General features: G+C 60.7%; 12 protein-coding genes. 7 read left to right on the forward strand and 5 right to left on the reverse strand.

Annotated features, from left to right (window positions below; genetic code table 11):
• Positions 1-4: 4 nt before the first annotated feature.
• The 3 genes from mexE to HU749_RS14745 all read right to left on the reverse strand — a co-directional run bounded on the left by mexE (position 5) and on the right by HU749_RS14745 (position 3441).
• Positions 5-1258 (reverse strand): multidrug efflux RND transporter periplasmic adaptor subunit MexE, encoded by a 1254-nt coding sequence (gene mexE / locus HU749_RS14735; protein ID WP_046064254.1) that lies wholly within the window; start codon positions 1256-1258, stop codon positions 5-7.
• 291 nt (positions 1259-1549) lie between these two features.
• Positions 1550-2314 carry a substrate-binding periplasmic protein gene (locus HU749_RS14740; RefSeq protein ID WP_186652328.1) on the reverse strand — a complete coding sequence of 255 codons (765 nt, stop codon included), beginning with the start codon at positions 2312-2314 and terminating at the stop codon, positions 1550-1552.
• A gap of 248 nt (positions 2315-2562) precedes the next feature.
• Entirely contained in the window at positions 2563-3441 is an 879-nt protein-coding gene (locus HU749_RS14745; RefSeq protein ID WP_095962101.1) for a LysR family transcriptional regulator, read from the reverse strand.
• A 101-nt stretch (positions 3442-3542) separates the two neighbouring features.
• On the opposite strand from HU749_RS14745, the gene HU749_RS14750 reads away from it, so the two are divergent.
• From HU749_RS14750 to HU749_RS14765, 4 genes are all read left to right on the forward strand, one after another.
• A complete protein-coding gene (locus HU749_RS14750; protein ID WP_014338192.1) occupies positions 3543-3968 on the forward strand; it encodes a VOC family protein in 426 nt (141 codons plus the stop codon).
• Between the two features lie 101 nt (positions 3969-4069).
• Entirely contained in the window at positions 4070-4690 is a 621-nt protein-coding gene (locus HU749_RS14755) for a TetR/AcrR family transcriptional regulator (protein WP_003202289.1), read from the forward strand.
• A 136-nt stretch (positions 4691-4826) separates the two neighbouring features.
• Entirely contained in the window at positions 4827-5639 is an 813-nt protein-coding gene (locus tag HU749_RS14760) for a thioesterase family protein (RefSeq protein ID WP_095974267.1), read from the forward strand.
• A 43-nt stretch (positions 5640-5682) separates the two neighbouring features.
• On the forward strand, positions 5683-6954 hold the full coding sequence (locus HU749_RS14765) for an OmpP1/FadL family transporter (protein ID WP_095974266.1): 1272 nt from the start codon (positions 5683-5685) through the stop codon (positions 6952-6954).
• 67 nt (positions 6955-7021) lie between these two features.
• On the opposite strand, the gene HU749_RS14770 is transcribed toward HU749_RS14765, so the two are convergent.
• The gene (locus tag HU749_RS14770) at positions 7022-7807 is read right to left on the reverse strand and encodes an SDR family NAD(P)-dependent oxidoreductase (RefSeq protein WP_095974265.1); all 786 of its coding nucleotides are present in this window, start codon (positions 7805-7807) and stop codon (positions 7022-7024) included.
• Between the two features lie 64 nt (positions 7808-7871).
• Entirely contained in the window at positions 7872-9332 is a 1461-nt protein-coding gene (locus HU749_RS14775) for an efflux transporter outer membrane subunit (RefSeq protein WP_079301925.1), read from the reverse strand.
• 209 nt (positions 9333-9541) lie between these two features.
• On the opposite strand from HU749_RS14775, the gene HU749_RS14780 reads away from it, so the two are divergent.
• From HU749_RS14780 to fabF, 3 genes are read left to right on the forward strand one after another with little or no spacing between them, the layout of a single operon-like run.
• Positions 9542-10651 carry an efflux RND transporter periplasmic adaptor subunit gene (locus tag HU749_RS14780; RefSeq protein ID WP_186652323.1) on the forward strand — a complete coding sequence of 370 codons (1110 nt, stop codon included), beginning with the start codon at positions 9542-9544 and terminating at the stop codon, positions 10649-10651.
• Entirely contained in the window at positions 10648-13728 is a 3081-nt protein-coding gene (locus HU749_RS14785; protein ID WP_095974264.1) for an efflux RND transporter permease subunit, read from the forward strand. The genes HU749_RS14780 and HU749_RS14785 overlap by 4 nt, the downstream gene beginning before the upstream one ends.
• A 52-nt stretch (positions 13729-13780) precedes the next feature.
• Positions 13781-15073 carry a beta-ketoacyl-ACP synthase II gene (fabF, locus tag HU749_RS14790; RefSeq protein WP_186652325.1) on the forward strand — a complete coding sequence of 431 codons (1293 nt, stop codon included), beginning with the start codon at positions 13781-13783 and terminating at the stop codon, positions 15071-15073.
• Positions 15074-15332 lie beyond the last annotated feature (259 nt).

Here is a 15332-nt window from a genome sequence, read left to right on the forward strand (position 1 = left end):
TCCCTTAACCGCGTGGGGTCGCAGCGGCCAGTTTGCCTGCCGATCCTGACGCGGCCTTGGACGGCGCGACTTGGGGCAGGTTGCTGGCTTCGAGCGCTTTACGTTGTTGTGCCAGGGCGGCAATGGTTTCGTCGCTGGCCATCGGCACGGTTTCAGGCGTGACCGGTGCGCCCGGGCGAGCACGTTGCAGCCCCTTGACGATAATGGTGTCGTCCTTGTTCAGGCCGCTGCGCACGATGCGCAGGCCTTCGATCTTCGGCCCCAGTTCGACGGCGCGGTAGGCCGGCTTGTTCTCGGCATCCATCACCAGCACGAATTTCTTGCCCAGGTCGGTGCCCACGGCTTCGTCGTTGATCAACACGGCGGAGTAGGTGCCGCTGCCCACCAGTTTCAGGCGGGCATACAGGCCTGGGGTGTAGGCGCCGTCCTTGTTGTCGAACACGGCGCGACCGCGGATGGTGCCGGTCTGCGGGTTGACCTGGTTGTCGACGAAGTTCATCTGGCCCAGGTGCGGGTTGCCGTCTTCGTTGGACAGCCCCATGTACACCGGGGTGGCCTGGCCACGCTGGCCCTGGCGGGCAAGTTGGGTGTATTTGAGGAAGACACGTTCGTCGGCATCGAAGTAGGCGTAGACCTTGTCCGTGGAGACCACGCTGGTGAGCGGCGTGACGTCGGCGGTCACCAGGTTGCCGGCGGTGATGTCCGCCCGGCTGACGCGACCACTGATAGGTGAGGTCACCCGGGTGAAGCTCAGGTTCAGCTTGGCCAGGTCCAGTTGGGCCTGGATGGCCGCAGCAGCGGCGCGGGCTTCCTGGGCGGCGCTGGTGCGCGAGTCGGCCAGCTCGGCGGAAATGGCATTGCTCAAGCGCAGGCGTTCGCCACGCTGGGCTTCGTTCTCGCTGCGGGTGGCGGTGGCGCGGGCTTGGGCCAACTGGGCTTCGAGACGACGTACTTCAGCCTGGAAGGGGCGTGGGTCGATCTGGAATAACAGGTCGCCTTTCTTGACCAGCGCACCTTCGGTGAAGGCCACTTCGTCGATCTGCCCGGAAACCCGTGGGCGGATCTCGACGGTTTCCGGTGCTTCAAGGCGGCCGGTGAACTCATCCCATTCGTTGACAGGCTGCTCCAGCACCTTGGCCACACTGACTTTGGCCGGCGGCATGGACGCTGCCGTGTCGGGAGTCTTGCCGCAAGCGCTCATCACCAGCACCGCCAGCAGCGCGAGGGGAAAACGCAGTTTTGAAAGTGAATGTTCCATGGATAGCATCCGCCAATGTATTGAGAATGGGCGGATGATGCGTGGCGCATGGCACAGGAACGAATCGAATGAAGCAAAGGTAACTATCATTCAGAATGATATAAGCCATCGATAAGGCCTCTAGTCCGGCAGTGCTGTCCATTGGATGTGAGTTATTGTGGCGAGGGGATTTATCCCCGCTGGGCTGCGCAGCAGACCCAAAAAAGCAGGATGCAACCAACCTGAGATGATGCGGTAGCTGGATTCAGGGTTGCTTCGCAACCCAACGGGGATAAATCCCCTCGCCACGGCCTAATGCGGCAAATAAACGTCATGGACCCGCTTGACTGTCCCATCCGCGCGAAGCGCTTCAACCGCTTCGCGCAAATCCTCGACCATTTTTGGCGAGCATTGCTTCGAGCAGGCCAGGTAAAGGTCAGCGCTGCTGCCGACCTTGCTCATGAGCAGTTTGCGCTTGGACACCTTCGGCCAGATGTACAGACTCTCCGGCACGCCGTTGAACCAGGCATCGATACGCCCCATCAACAGCATCTGGGCGGGGTTGTCGCCGATGACCAGCGGATAGATCTGCTCATCGCTGAACCCTTCGGTGCGCAGGATATCTGCTTGGGCGCTGCCCAGGCCGACGCCGATCTTGCGGTAGGTTTCTTTCGCTTGGGCGAAGCTGCTCACTCGCCGCTCAAGGCTGAAAAAAGCGCGCTCCATGGGCATGATCGAGGCTATCCAGGTGAAGCGATCCTCGCGGGTGGGTATGCGCGACAGTGGTGCGATCAAGTGGTCATGTTCTTCACTGACATGTTTCTGTGCCCTGGCCCAGGGGAGTACATGGATTTTCACTGTGTACCCAGCCTTGGTCATGGCCGCCACGGCGACATCGCCAACGATTCCGTGGCCCCTGGGGTCGTTGACGAACGTCAGCGGTGGCGCGTCGAGGATATGCAGTTCTATCTCCAAGGGTTCGCCGCGTGCATTGTTTACAACTAGCAGCGGTAGCAACAGACAAAGCCTGGATAGCGCTCTGGTGGGGGCATTCAAGACGCGTTTGCTCGGGCTCATGATCAATACTTCAGGCATTGGAAAGTGGTGCGCCATTCAAAGGGGGGGCGCGGAAACAGCGTCTTGCAGGCCGACGTTTTATGTCATGCAGCGCACCTGAAGCAGGTTCGCCACAGTCGTCTTATCAAGACACGCCAGTCTGTTGCCCTGGCCTGACTGCGTGTACTTGAAGGTATAGATCATCCGCTCGACAAAAACCTTGAGCCTGCGCATTGGTTTTTGTTTGGGCGCAAACAAAAAGGTGTGATTCATACGGGATTGGCTCGGGCCTGCTCGGCAAGCAATTGCACCAATATCCCCGCGGGTTCGGTGAGGCTATGTTGAGGTCTATGGACCAGCCCGACATCACGGTGGAAGGTGTGCTCAGCGAGGTCGAGGGCACGTACACCCTCAGGCCATTTGCGGTGGGTCGCGGTTTGCGGCACCAAGGCCACTCCGACGCCGTTTCCAACCAGCTTGATGATGGCCTCCAGTTCATCGAGCTCGCTGACTTCATGCAAGGCGAAGTGCATCTTGCGCAGGAAACGGTCCACCTGCCGGCCGCCGAACGACGCCCGGTCATAACGAATGAAGGGTTGGCTGCCAAGCAGTTCGGCCCAGTCTTCTCCGGGGAGCGTGCTCGGAACTATCAGCCGATACGGCTCCAGCGCCAGGGTCATCCAGCGCAGATCGCTCTGCAGCGAGAACGGCGGGCGGATAATGGCGGCCATGTCGATTTCGCCGGCATCCACCAGGTTGATCAACTCCATCGATACGCCAGGAAGGACCCGCGTTCGGCATTGCGGACATTGCTGGTGAAACCTGGCGAGCGCGTCTGGCAGGAAGGAGCGCTGCACCGAAGCGATAGCGCCAATGTTCACCAGGACGCTGGGGGCAAGCCCGGCAGGACTCGCGCCAAGATTGTCGTAAAGGCGCAACAATTCTTGGGCTTGCAAGAGTATTTGATGACCCATCCGATTGAGGTGAGCCGAGCGTCCCTTGCGGTCGAAAATCTCGAAGCCAAGCTCGGCTTCCAGACGCTGGATCTGCGCGCTGACCGCCGCCTGGGTGAGGCCGATTTTATTGCCTGCGGCAGCGAAAGTACCTTCCCGTGCTATGGCGATAAGGGTCTTGAGTTCTTTAATCATTCACAAATATTAATTGTGTCACTGAGAGAAATATATTGTTTTTCTTGTTTTAAGCACGGCCTTACGATGGCCCGGTCCTTACAAAAGCAACAGGAGCCATGATGAGCCTTTCTCCCTTCCACCTCGCAATCCCTGTTTATGACCTTCCAGGCGCTCGGGCCTTTTATGGCGAGGTGTTTGGGTTGCAAGAGGGCCGCTCCAGCGCCCACTGGGTCGACTTCAATTTCTACGGCCATCAGTTGGTGATCCATGAACAGCCGAAGACCGCTTCCCAAGAGAACGTCCACAGCAACCCGGTAGATGGGCACGACGTGCCGGTGCCTCACTTCGGCATCATTCTGGGTTGGCAGGAGTGGGAAGCGTTGGCCGAGCGGCTGAAATCCTTTGGCACCGAGTTTGTGATCGAGCCTTACATACGCTTCAAAGGGCAGGTGGGGGAGCAGGCCACGATGTTTCTGTTCGATCCTTGCGGTAATGCGCTGGAGTTCAAGGCGTTCAAGGATATGAGCCAGCTCTTCGCTAAATAGAAGGGAGGAGTGTGCCGACAGCTTGATAGTGGCTGGGTTGTGACGCTATTACTTAATGGTCACAAGTTGTCAACGATCTTCAGGATGCGTAAGCTGCCTCCATGAACCAGCCCTCAATACCTTCGCCCAGCACCCGCGGCCCCGCCGATCACGACATTCGAAACCAGATTGTCGCGGCGGCCAACGAGCATTTCAGTCAATACGGCTATGGCAAGACCACGGTGTCCGACCTGGCCAAGGCCATCGGGTTCTCCAAGGCCTACATCTACAAGTTCTTCGACTCCAAGCAGGCGATTGGCGAGGCCATCTGTAGCCAGTGCCTGGCAGAAATCGTCGCGGCGGTGGAGCAGGCCATCAGCGAAGACGGGCTTTCAGCGACGGAGCGTTTTCGCCGCCTGGTCAAGGCCCTGATCACCACAGGCGTAAACCTGTTTTTCAATGATCGCAAGCTCTATGACATTGCGGCGTTTTCCGCGTCTGAACAATGGCCCAGTTCGCAAGTCTATAACGCTCGGATCAAGAGTTTCGTGTTGCAAATCGTGCGCGAGGGACGGGAACTGGGCGAGTTCGAACGCAAGACGCCATTGGACGAAACCGTAGACGCGATCCATCTGGCGCTGCGGCCTTTCGTCAATCCCTTGCTGCTGCAGTACAGCCTCGATTACGTCGAGGTTGCCCCCACGCTCACCTGCAACCTGATCTTGCGCAGCCTCATGCCTTGAGCCGTGGCTGAAGATTGCACCCAGACCATTGCAGGCACGCCTTTACCCATCCGATTCACCTCTCGCCCCAGCGGTTGATGGTCGTCTTTATTTATCCACTTCGTGACCATTGACACAAATGGTCACATGAATAAATATGGCGCATCTGCTCTTAGCCTGGGGCGTCGGTATGACGAGCTTTGCCAAACTGCTGCAGCAATTCGATCCGGACGCCCCCTTTGTTTCCCCGCCCAACTGGCAGCAAGGTCGTACCATCTTTGGCGGGCTTTCGGCAGCGCTGTCGCTGCAGGCGGTCTTGCGGGAACGTCCGGTGGATTTCCCTCCGTTCAAGTCCGCCCAGGTGTCGTTCATCGCACCGGTGACGCAGGCCCAGACGTTCGATGTAAGCGTGTTGCGCCAAGGACGCTCAGTCACCTCGGTATCCGTCGACTGCCTGTCGGGCGATGACCTTGCGCTGCGCTCGATCCTGCTGTTCGCCCAGCCGCGGGCGAGCAGAATTACGCATGATTCCTGGGGCCGGCCGTTTGTGGAGGGGCCGTCCCGCTACGCCACCCTGGCGCTGGACAGCAAGATTGCTCCGGCTTGCGCCTATAACTTCGAGATGCGTCCTGCAGGCGGTTCGCTGCCGGTGTCCGGCGCCGAAAGTCCTGAGTTACTGATGTGGGTCCGCCATCTGGATGCCCAGGGCGTAGACCCGGCAGTTGCCTTGATTGCACTGGCTGACAGTTTACCGCCGGCCGCCATGACCTGCTTTACCGAACCCGCCGCTATCAGCTCCGCGTCCTGGATGATTGACCTGCCGCAGCCAGCCGTTGCCGGCGAATGGTTCCTCGTCAGCTCTTTCAGCCAGCAGGCGCTGGAAGGGTACTCGCTACAGGACATGGAGATATGGGACGAAAGCGGCCGTCGCGTGCTTTGGGCACGCCAGACGGTGGCGATTTTTACCTGATACAAACAACCCTACCCAGACTACCGCTCCCAGAGTTCCAATAATGAAAAAAATAATGCTCAAGGCCCCTATGGGTCTTGCCGTTGCGTTCGCCACTTCTCATGTGTTTGCAAGCGGCTTTGCCCTCAATGAACAGAGTATCAGCGGGATGGGGTCCGGGTTTGCCGGTCGCTCGTCCTCGGCCGAGGATGCAAGTACTGTCTTCGGCAACCCTGCGGGCATGTCTCGCCTCAAATCAGAGCAGGTCAGCCTGGGGGCGGCGACGCTCTTCGCGAAGAATGACATCAGCCAGACCCGCAGTACCTTTGGCGGCCAGGAAGACGGCGACGTCGTGCCTACGACCACCGTGCCCATGGGGTACTACGTCAAGCCCATCGATGAACATTGGGCGTTCGGCGTGGGCTTCTATGTGCCGTTCGGTCTGATTACCGATTACGGCAGCGGTTTTGCCGGGCGCTACTACGGCAACAAAAGCGAGGTCACGACGCTCACGTTTCAGCCCACCATCAGCTATGCCTTCAATGACAGGGTTTCGATCGGGTTCGGTCCGACGATCAACCGCATCAGTGGCGAGATAACGGGCATGGTGCCCAACCCACTGAGCCCGGGTCGCAACGATGGAAAACTCAAAAGCAACGGCGATGATACGGCGCTGGGTTTCAATGCCGGTGTCCTGGTCCAGGCGACAGATCGAACTCGTGTGGGGTTGACCTACCATTCCAAGGTCAGCTACCACCTGGATGCCAAGACCAAGGTCAGCAATGGCATCTTCAGCGTGATAGGGCTCAGCGGTCGCAGCTATGACGCTTCACTGGATGTGGATACCCCGGAGTCCGTGGACGTGTCGGTGACTCACCAGCTCGACAATGATTGGACCTTGTACGCGGGCAGTACCTGGACACGCTGGAGTCGCTTCAAGGAGTTGACCATCGAGAACACCGGCTTGCCGCCGTTATTGAGCGGTTCGCTGGGTACTATTACCGAAGAACAGGACTGGCACGACACGTGGGCTCACGCCATTGGTACGTCGTATCAGTTGAACAGCCAGTGGGTGCTGCGCGCAGGCTTCTCCGTCGACCAGTCGCCCGCCAACAACACCAATCGTGGGCCACGTATTCCTACCGGCGACCGAAAAATCGTCAGCTTCGGCGCTGGCTGGACGCCAGTGGACAATGTCACGATCGATGTCGCTTATTCCTATCTGTGGGAAGAGAGCGTACGGGTCAACGAAACTTCGGCAACCCGGGGAGCCTACAGCTCCAAGTACAAAAACAGTGCGAGTGGTTTCGGTACTTCAGTCAGCTATCGCTTCTGATCGAGTGCCGCTTTGCCGGCCGGGAGTGTAGGCTGACTCCCGGCTTTCAGAACACTTCGCCATCCTTTCAGGCGCCCATGATGCGTGCCATGAGACCTTGGTGAAACCGACGCGGCGTGGCCCAGGTCAGGACGGTCATCGCCTTGTTGCCAAAGCCCGGCACGACACTCAATCGTCCGGCTTGCAGCGCTCGAATGCCAGCGCGGACTACGGGTTGTGGTTGCATCATGACCATTTTCAAGGCTGGCGTAATCGTTTGCCTGGCGCTTTGCGCAAACCCGGTATCCGACATCCCCGGACAAAGAGCCGTCACGATGACGCCGTCGCTTTTGAGTTCACGATGCAACGCATCGGAGAAGCGCAACACGTAAGCTTTGGCGGCAGAGTAAACGGCAAAATTCTTCACGCCTTGAAAAGACAGCAGGCTGGCGACCATCAGGATGTGTCCACGCTTGCGGGCTCGCATGTCTGCCGCGAAGACGTGAGTCAGGGCCGTCAGGCTGGCGATATCCAGATCAATCATGGCCAGGGAACGATCCAGAGGCTGATCCAGAAAAGGCCCTTGCAGTCCATGTCCCGCATTGTTGATGAGCACATCGACCACTATTTTTCGCTCGCTCAGACGCTTATGCAGTTCGATGACCGCGGGGATCGACGACAGGTCTACTTGCTCGACGATCACATCAATGGCGAAGCGTTCGCGCAACTGAGCGGATAACACTTCGAGCTTATCCAACCTGCGCGCTACCAGGATGAGCGATTTTCCCTGTGCTGCGTATTGCCGGGCAAACTCTTCGCCAAATCCGCTTGAGGCGCCAGTGATGAGCACCCAGGAGCGTTCGTTCGGTTTCATATCGTTGTTCTCTGGTTGTGAGCGGAAGGAGAAGGAGCCGCAGGTGTTGTGTAACGGGGTCGGCTCAGCGAGTCGCCACCGGTTGGGTTTCAGAAGGCTGCCAGCCACCGCCGAGCGCCCTGAATGCTGCCACCGCCGCCCGTGCCGATTCCGTGCGTGCTTGCGCCCGTGCGTCGGAGACTTGCAGCAGCGTCGCGTCGGCATTCAGGACATCGATCAGGCTGGCTGTGCCTTTCTGATAAGCAATGAACGAGGACTGGCGAGCTTGCGTCAGCGAGGTTTCGCCCTGGGTGAGGGTGCTCGCCTGGGATTCTCGATTCACCAGCGCGGAGAAGGCGTTCTCGACGTCCTCGGTGGCGCGCAATACGGACTGGCGATATGCCGCCAGCGCTTCGGCTTCCTGTCCCTTGGCCTGGTCGATTTGCGCGTTGATGCGGCCAAAATCGAAGAGTCTCCAGCGCAGGCCCAGCGCGCCAGCCGCCTGGCTGGCGTCGCCGGTGAACAGATTGCCGCCGGAAACCGCCGTGGCACTGCCCAGCAATGCACTGAGGGAGAATTTCGGATAGTACTCAGCAACGGCCTCGCCGATACGCGCATTGGAGGCGGCAAGACGGCGCTCGGCCACGATCAGATCTGGTCGGCGGCGCAGCAGATCGGCGGGGGTTCCCATGGTCGTTATCTGTGGCGCCAGAGGGATGCTTCGTGCATTCGCCAGTTGCGTGCGATGGGTGCCGGGCGGCGTGCCAAGCATGACGTCCAGCGCATTCATGGCGGCATCCAGGCCGGTCTGCAGTACGGGAACCGTCGCCCGGACCTGCGAGAGGGTGCCCTCGACCTGGTGAACCTGATAGCTGGCCGCAAGGCCCTTGCTGTAGAGCAGTTGGACTTTTTCCAGCAAACCCTGTTGCGTCTTGACTTGTTGGTTGGCGATGTCCAGCCGCGCCTGCAACCCGCGGGCGGTGATGTAGAGGTCGGCGGTCTGTGCGGCAATGGCAAGTCGTGTGGCCGCGACGCCTGCCTCGGAAGCCTGGTATTGGGCCAATGCCGCCTCGCGTCCGCGGCGCAGGCCCCCAAACAGGTCTACCTCCCAGCTGGCACCCACGTTAAGTTCGTAGGCGTTCCCGTACCGATCGTATCCAGGTGTCGAGTTCAGCACTTGGCCCAGTGGCGTTTCGACGGATTGGTATGAGCGCGCGGCTTGGCCGCTGATGTTTCCAGAGGGCAATAACGCGGCATTGGCAGCACCCAGGCCCGCTCGCGCCTGCGTGACGCGGGCCGATGCCTGCGCCAGGTCCAGGTTCTGCTCAAGTGCCTTGGCAACGAGGTCGCTGAGCACTGGATCCGCAAAGCCTTCCCACCATGCGGCGAGGCTGGCCGATGTCGCTGCGGACCTCTGCTCGACAGACGCCTGGCCCAGGTAGCGATGCGCCAGCGCAGCGTCTGGACGCTGGTAGTCCGGACCGACCGTGCAACCTGTCATCAAGCTGAAGCTCACCAGCAAAGCAGCGGGGTGGAGGGGCGACATTGAGACTCCTGGAGCCATGGATGGTTTGTGACCATATTATATTATGGTCACAATCTGTCAATGAACACTCGTAGGACACAGCAGCGATATGATCTATTGTGCGGCAAGCATTGCTGCAATCAATGCAATGTGATGGGTTGTGACGATTGACAGTAATGGTCACTAGATTGAGAATAAGGCTCCTGTCCTATCTGCCCAAAAGGGAACCTATGCTCCGGCTTCGACCTGTCACCTTTGCCGCTTGCTTGTTGCCTCTCGTCCTGACGGCGTGCGGCGACTCATCCACCGCTAAAGATCCACGCACGCTTGCGCCCTTGGTGCGGGTCTCTGAAGTCCAGGGTTCGTCTGATCTCTCACGATCTTTTACCGGTGTCGTGGCGGCTCGGGTCCAGAGCGACCTTGGCTTTCGGGTAGCGGGCAAGGTGCTTGAGCGCCTGGTCGATAGCGGGCAGGCCGTCAAACGGGGGCAGCCGTTGATGCGCCTCGACCCCATCGACCTGGGGCTGCAGGCGCGAGCCCAACAAGAGGCGGTCTCTGCCGCCCGGGCCCGGGCCAAGCAGACCGCGGATGACGAGGCACGCTATCGCGACCTGGTCGCCGCAGGTGCTATTTCTGCATCGGGCTATGATCAGATCAAAGCCGCTGCCGATACCGCCAAGGCACAACTGAGCGCCGCACAAGCGCAGGCTGACGTCGCCCAAAACGCGTCTGGTTATGCCGTGTTGCTTGCCGATGCCGACGGCGTGGTGATGGACACGCTCGCCGAGCCTGGGCAAGTTGTCAGTCCCGGGCAAACCGTGGTTCGACTGGCGCGGGCAGGGCAGCGCGAAGCTGTTGTGCAATTGCCCGAGACCTTGCGGCCTGCCGCAGGCGCTACCGCACAAGCGACGCTTTATGGCGTCACCACGGGAGCGGTCACCGCGAAGCTGAGGCTGCTGTCGGATTCGGCTGACCGCGTGACGCGCACCTTCGAGGCGCGGTATGTGCTGGAGGGGGCGCTGGCCAATGCGCCGCTGGGTTCGACCGTCACCCTTCGCATCGTCGAGGACAGTGCGCAACGGCAGGCGCTGCAAGTGCCGATCGCTGCTGTTTTTGACCCGGGCACCGGCACCGGCGTGTGGGTCATCAACGGGGAACCGGCGAAAGTGACCTGGCGACCCGTGCAAGTCCTGGGTTTGAGCGATGACGCTGCACAAGTCGCCGGCAAGCTCAATGTGGGCGAGCGTATTGTCGGGCTCGGCGCCCATCTGTTGCGTGAAGGGGAGCAAGTGCGGTTGGCTCAACCGGGTGACGTGAAGGTTGCTGGGGGCCGTCCATGAGCCTCAACCTGTCGGCACTCGCCGTTCGCGAGCGCTCCATTACCGTGTTCCTGATCTTCCTGATTGCCGTCGCGGGGACCTTGGCGTTCTTCCAGTTGGGGCGTGCCGAGGACCCGCCGTTCACGGTCAAGCAGTTGACCGTCATCACCGCATGGCCGGGCGCGACCGCCCAAGAGATGCAGGACCAGGTTGCCGAGCCGCTTGAAAAGCGCCTGCAAGAACTGAAGTGGTACGACCGCACGGAAACCTACACCCGTCCCGGTCTGGCTTTCACCATGGTGTCACTGGTCGATCGAACGCCACCTTCGCAAGTGCAGGAGGAGTTCTATCAGGCGCGCAAAAAGCTCCAGGACGAAGCACTCAAGTTGCCGGCGGGTGTGATCGGGCCGATGGTCAATGATGAGTTTGCCGATGTGACATTCGCGCTGTTCGCCCTGAAAGCCAAAGGCGAGCCACAGCGCTTGCTGGTGCGCGATGCTGAAGCGTTGCGCCAGCGCCTGTTGCACGTGGCGGGTGTGAAAAAGGTCAACATCATCGGCGAGCAGGCCGAACGCATCTTTGTGTCCTTTTCCCATGACCGGCTGGCCACTCTGGGCGTTTCGCCCCAGGACATCTTCGCCGCGCTGAACAGCCAGAACCTGCTCACGCCTGCCGGCTCCATAGAAACCAACGGGCCGCAGGTCTTCCTCCGGGTAGACGGCGCCTTCGATAAACTGGCAAAAATTCGTGACACGCCCCTGGCGATCCAAGGTCGCACACTCAAGCTCTCGGACGTCGCGACCGTCGAGCGTGGCTATGAAGACCCCGCCACCTTCCTGGTGCGCAATAATGGCGAAGAGGCCCTGTTGTTGGGGGTCATAATGCGAGAGGGCTGGAACGGCCTGGACCTGGGCAAGGCCCTGGACGCAGAGACGGCCAAGATCAATGAAGGCATGCCACTGGGCATGACGTTGACCAAGGTCACCGATCAAGCCGTGAACATTGACTCGGCCGTCGGCGAGTTCATGGTCAAGTTTTTTGTCGCGCTGCTGGTTGTAATGCTCGTTTGCTTTCTCAGCATGGGCTGGCGTGTAGGCGTTGTGGTCGCAGCCGCCGTACCGTTGACACTGGCGATAGTGTTTGTGGTGATGGCGGCCACCGGAAAGAACTTCGACCGGATCACCCTGGGTTCGCTGATCCTGGCGCTCGGGCTGTTGGTGGATGACGCGATCATCGCTATCGAGATGATGGTGGTGAAGATGGAGGAGGGCTATGACCGGATCAAGGCCTCCGCGTATGCCTGGAGCCACACAGCCGCACCGATGCTGTCCGGCACGCTGGTGACGGCGATCGGATTCATGCCCAACGGTTTCGCCCAGTCGACCGCTGGCGAGTACACCAGCAACATGTTCTGGATCGTAGGCATCGCCCTGATCGCTTCCTGGGTGGTGGCGGTGGCCTTCACCCCTTACCTGGGGGTGAAGCTGTTGCCGGACATCAAGCAGGTCGAGGGCGGCCATGCCGCCATCTACAACACTCGACACTACAATCGTTTTCGCCAGATCCTGACCCGCGTCATCGCGCGCAAATGGTGGGTGGCCGGCACCGTGATCGCGACATTTGTCGTGGCGGTTCTCGGCATGGGGCTGGTCAAGAAACAGTTCTTCCCGACCTCCGACCGGCCGGAGGTGCTGATCGAAGTACAAATGCCCTATGGCACCTCCATTGAGCAGACCAGCGCCACCACCGCCAAGGTCGAGGCCTGGTTGCAAAAACAGGACGAGGCAAAAATCGTTACGGCCTACATTGGCCAGGGCTCGCCACGCTTCTACCTGGCAATGGCGCCGGAACTGCCCGATCCTTCGTTCGCCAAGATCGTAGTATTGACCGACAGCCAAGAAGCGCGCGAGACCCTCAAGTTCCGTCTCCGTGAGGCGGCTGCCGAGGGGCTCGCCCCAGAAGCGCGGATCCGGGTGACGCAACTGGTGTTCGGTCCGTACTCGCCATTTCCGGTTGCCTACCGGGTGATGGGGCCGGATCCGTCGAAATTGCGCGAGATCGCGGGCCAGGTCCAGGATGTCATGCAGGCGAGCCCGCTGATGCGAACCGTCAATACCGACTGGGGACCGCTGGTGCCGACATTGCATTTCAGCCTGGACCAGGACCGTTTGCAGGCGGTCGGCCTGACGTCAAATGCCGTCGCGCAGCAGTTGCAGTTCCTGCTCACGGGGGTGCCGATCACGGCGGTTCGCGAGGACATCCGTTCGGTGCAGGTGGTCGGTCGTGCTGCCGGTGACATTCGCCTCGATCCGGCCAGGATCGAAGGGTTCACCCTGGTGGGCGCGGCAGGCCAGCGCATTCCGCTGTCCCAGGTGGGCGACGTCGATGTACGCATGGAAGATCCCATTCTTCGTCGTCGTGATCGCACCCCGACCATGACCGTACGTGGCGACATTGCCGAAGGCTTGCAGCCACCGGACGTCTCGGGCGCGATCATAAAGGCACTGCAGCCGGTCATCGAGACGCTGCCGAGCGGCTACCGGATCGAGCAGGCAGGCGCCATCGAGGAATCGGGCAAGGCCGGCAAGGCGATCGTGCCGTTGGTGCCGATCATGGTGGCCCTGACGCTGCTGATCATCATCGTGCAGGTGCGTTCGATCTCGGCCATGATCATGGTGTTCCTCACCGCACCGCTGGGCCTGATTGGTGTGGTGCCGACATTGCTGATCTTCCAGCAGCCGTTCGGGATCAACGCCCTGGTCGGCCTGATCGCACTGTCGGGCATCCTGATGCGCAACACACTGATCCTGATCGGGCAGATCCATCACAACAAACAAGAAGGGCTGGAGCCCTTCCATGCGGTCATTGAGGCCACGGTGCAACGGGCCCGTCCGGTCCTGCTGACGGCACTGGCGGCCATCCTGGCTTTCATTCCGCTGACGCATTCGGTGTTCTGGGGCACGTTGGCCTACACACTGATCGGCGGCACGTTCGTGGGCACCATCATGACGCTGGTGTTCCTGCCAGCGATGTATTCCATCTGGTTCAGGATCCGTCCTGACCATTCAGCATACGCTCAGACAGCACCGCAGGTTTAAGCCCGCGCACTTGTGCTTTTTAGTGAACATTGACTGATATGAAGAGGTTCCAATGATGACTTCCCAAGGGCAAAAACGCATCGTCGTCACCGGCGTGGGCATTGTCGGCCCATTGGGCTGTGGCGTTGAAGAAGTCTGGCAGCGGTTGTTGGCCGGGCGCTCCGGCATTCGCCTCCTGTCGGGCGATATCACCGAGGGGACGGGCGTAGCCGTGGGCGGCCAGGTGCCGTCGCTGGAAGAGGACCCCATCGCCGGTTACGACCCGGAGCGCATCATCCCGGCCAAGGATCGCAAGAAGATGGACCGCTTCATCGAGTTCGCGCTGGTGGCGGCAGAAGAAGCGTTGCAGCAGGCCGGCTGGCAACCGGCCGATGCCCACGACCAGGAGCGGACGGCGACCCTCATCGCCTCGGGCGTGGGTGGCTTTGGCGCGATTGCCGGCGCCGTACGCACCACCGATGAGCGTGGCCCGCGGCGATTGTCGCCGTTCACGGCGCCGGCTTTTCTCGCCAACATGGCGGCCGGGCACGTATCCATCCGGCACGGTTTCAAAGGCCCGCTCGGTGCGCCGGTCACCGCCTGCGCGGCTGGTGTGCAGGCCATTGGCGACGCGGCCAGGCTCATTCGCAGTGGCGAAGCGGATATCGCCATATGCGGTGGTACGGAAGCGGCGATAGACCGCGTGACCCTGGGTTGTTTTGCCGCCGCCCGTGCGCTCTCCACCGGTTTTGCCGAACGTCCGCAAGAGGCTTCGCGGCCCTTTGATCGTGATCGCGACGGTTTTGTCATGGCCGAGGGCGCCGGGTTGCTGGTGATCGAGTCGCTGGAGCACGCCCTCGCACGTGGCGCCAAGCCCTTGGCAGAGCTGGTGGGTTATGGCACCAGTGCCGACGCCTACCACCTGACGGCGGGCCCGGAAGACGGCAACGGCGCCCGGCGTGCGATGGAACAGGCGCTGCGCCAGGCCTCTGTCAGCCCCTCGGATGTGCAACATATCAATGCTCACGCGACGTCCACCCAGGTTGGTGATAACGGCGAGCTGACTGCGATTCGCTCGGTGTTCGGGCGCGATTCCGATGTGGCGATCACCTCCACCAAGTCGGCCACCGGGCATCTGCTGGGGGCGGCTGGCGGTATCGAGGCTATTTTTACGGTGTTGGCGCTTCGGGACCAGATCGTTCCGCCTACCCTGAACCTGGTTCATCCTGACGAAGCCGCTACGGGGCTTGATCTGGTTGGTCTGGAGGCCAGGCAGATGCCGATTACCTATGCGCTTTCCAATGGGTTTGGGTTTGGTGGGGTTAATGCCAGCGTGTTGTTTCGTCGTTGGGGGGCTGAGGTTTAGGGGCGTGTGTATATCCGTTGCTGCGGTAACGGCCGCTTATGGTTCCGCCCTGACGGCGGGTCACTTTTGGAAAAGCGCCAAAAGTAACCAAAAGCGCTTTGCCCCACCACTCGGCACCTCGCCTAGGCTCGGTGTGCCCTCACTCCGGCATTGCTCCGTGGGCCCGCCGCGAAGGGCCATCCATGGCCCAGCGCGGCTATCCCGGCATCCATGCCGGGATGCCCACTCCACAATGCCTGCGTTCGGCCATCGTGGTTAA

This window comes from Pseudomonas ogarae (assembly GCF_014268695.2).
Taxonomy (GTDB): domain Bacteria; phylum Pseudomonadota; class Gammaproteobacteria; order Pseudomonadales; family Pseudomonadaceae; genus Aquipseudomonas; species Aquipseudomonas kilonensis.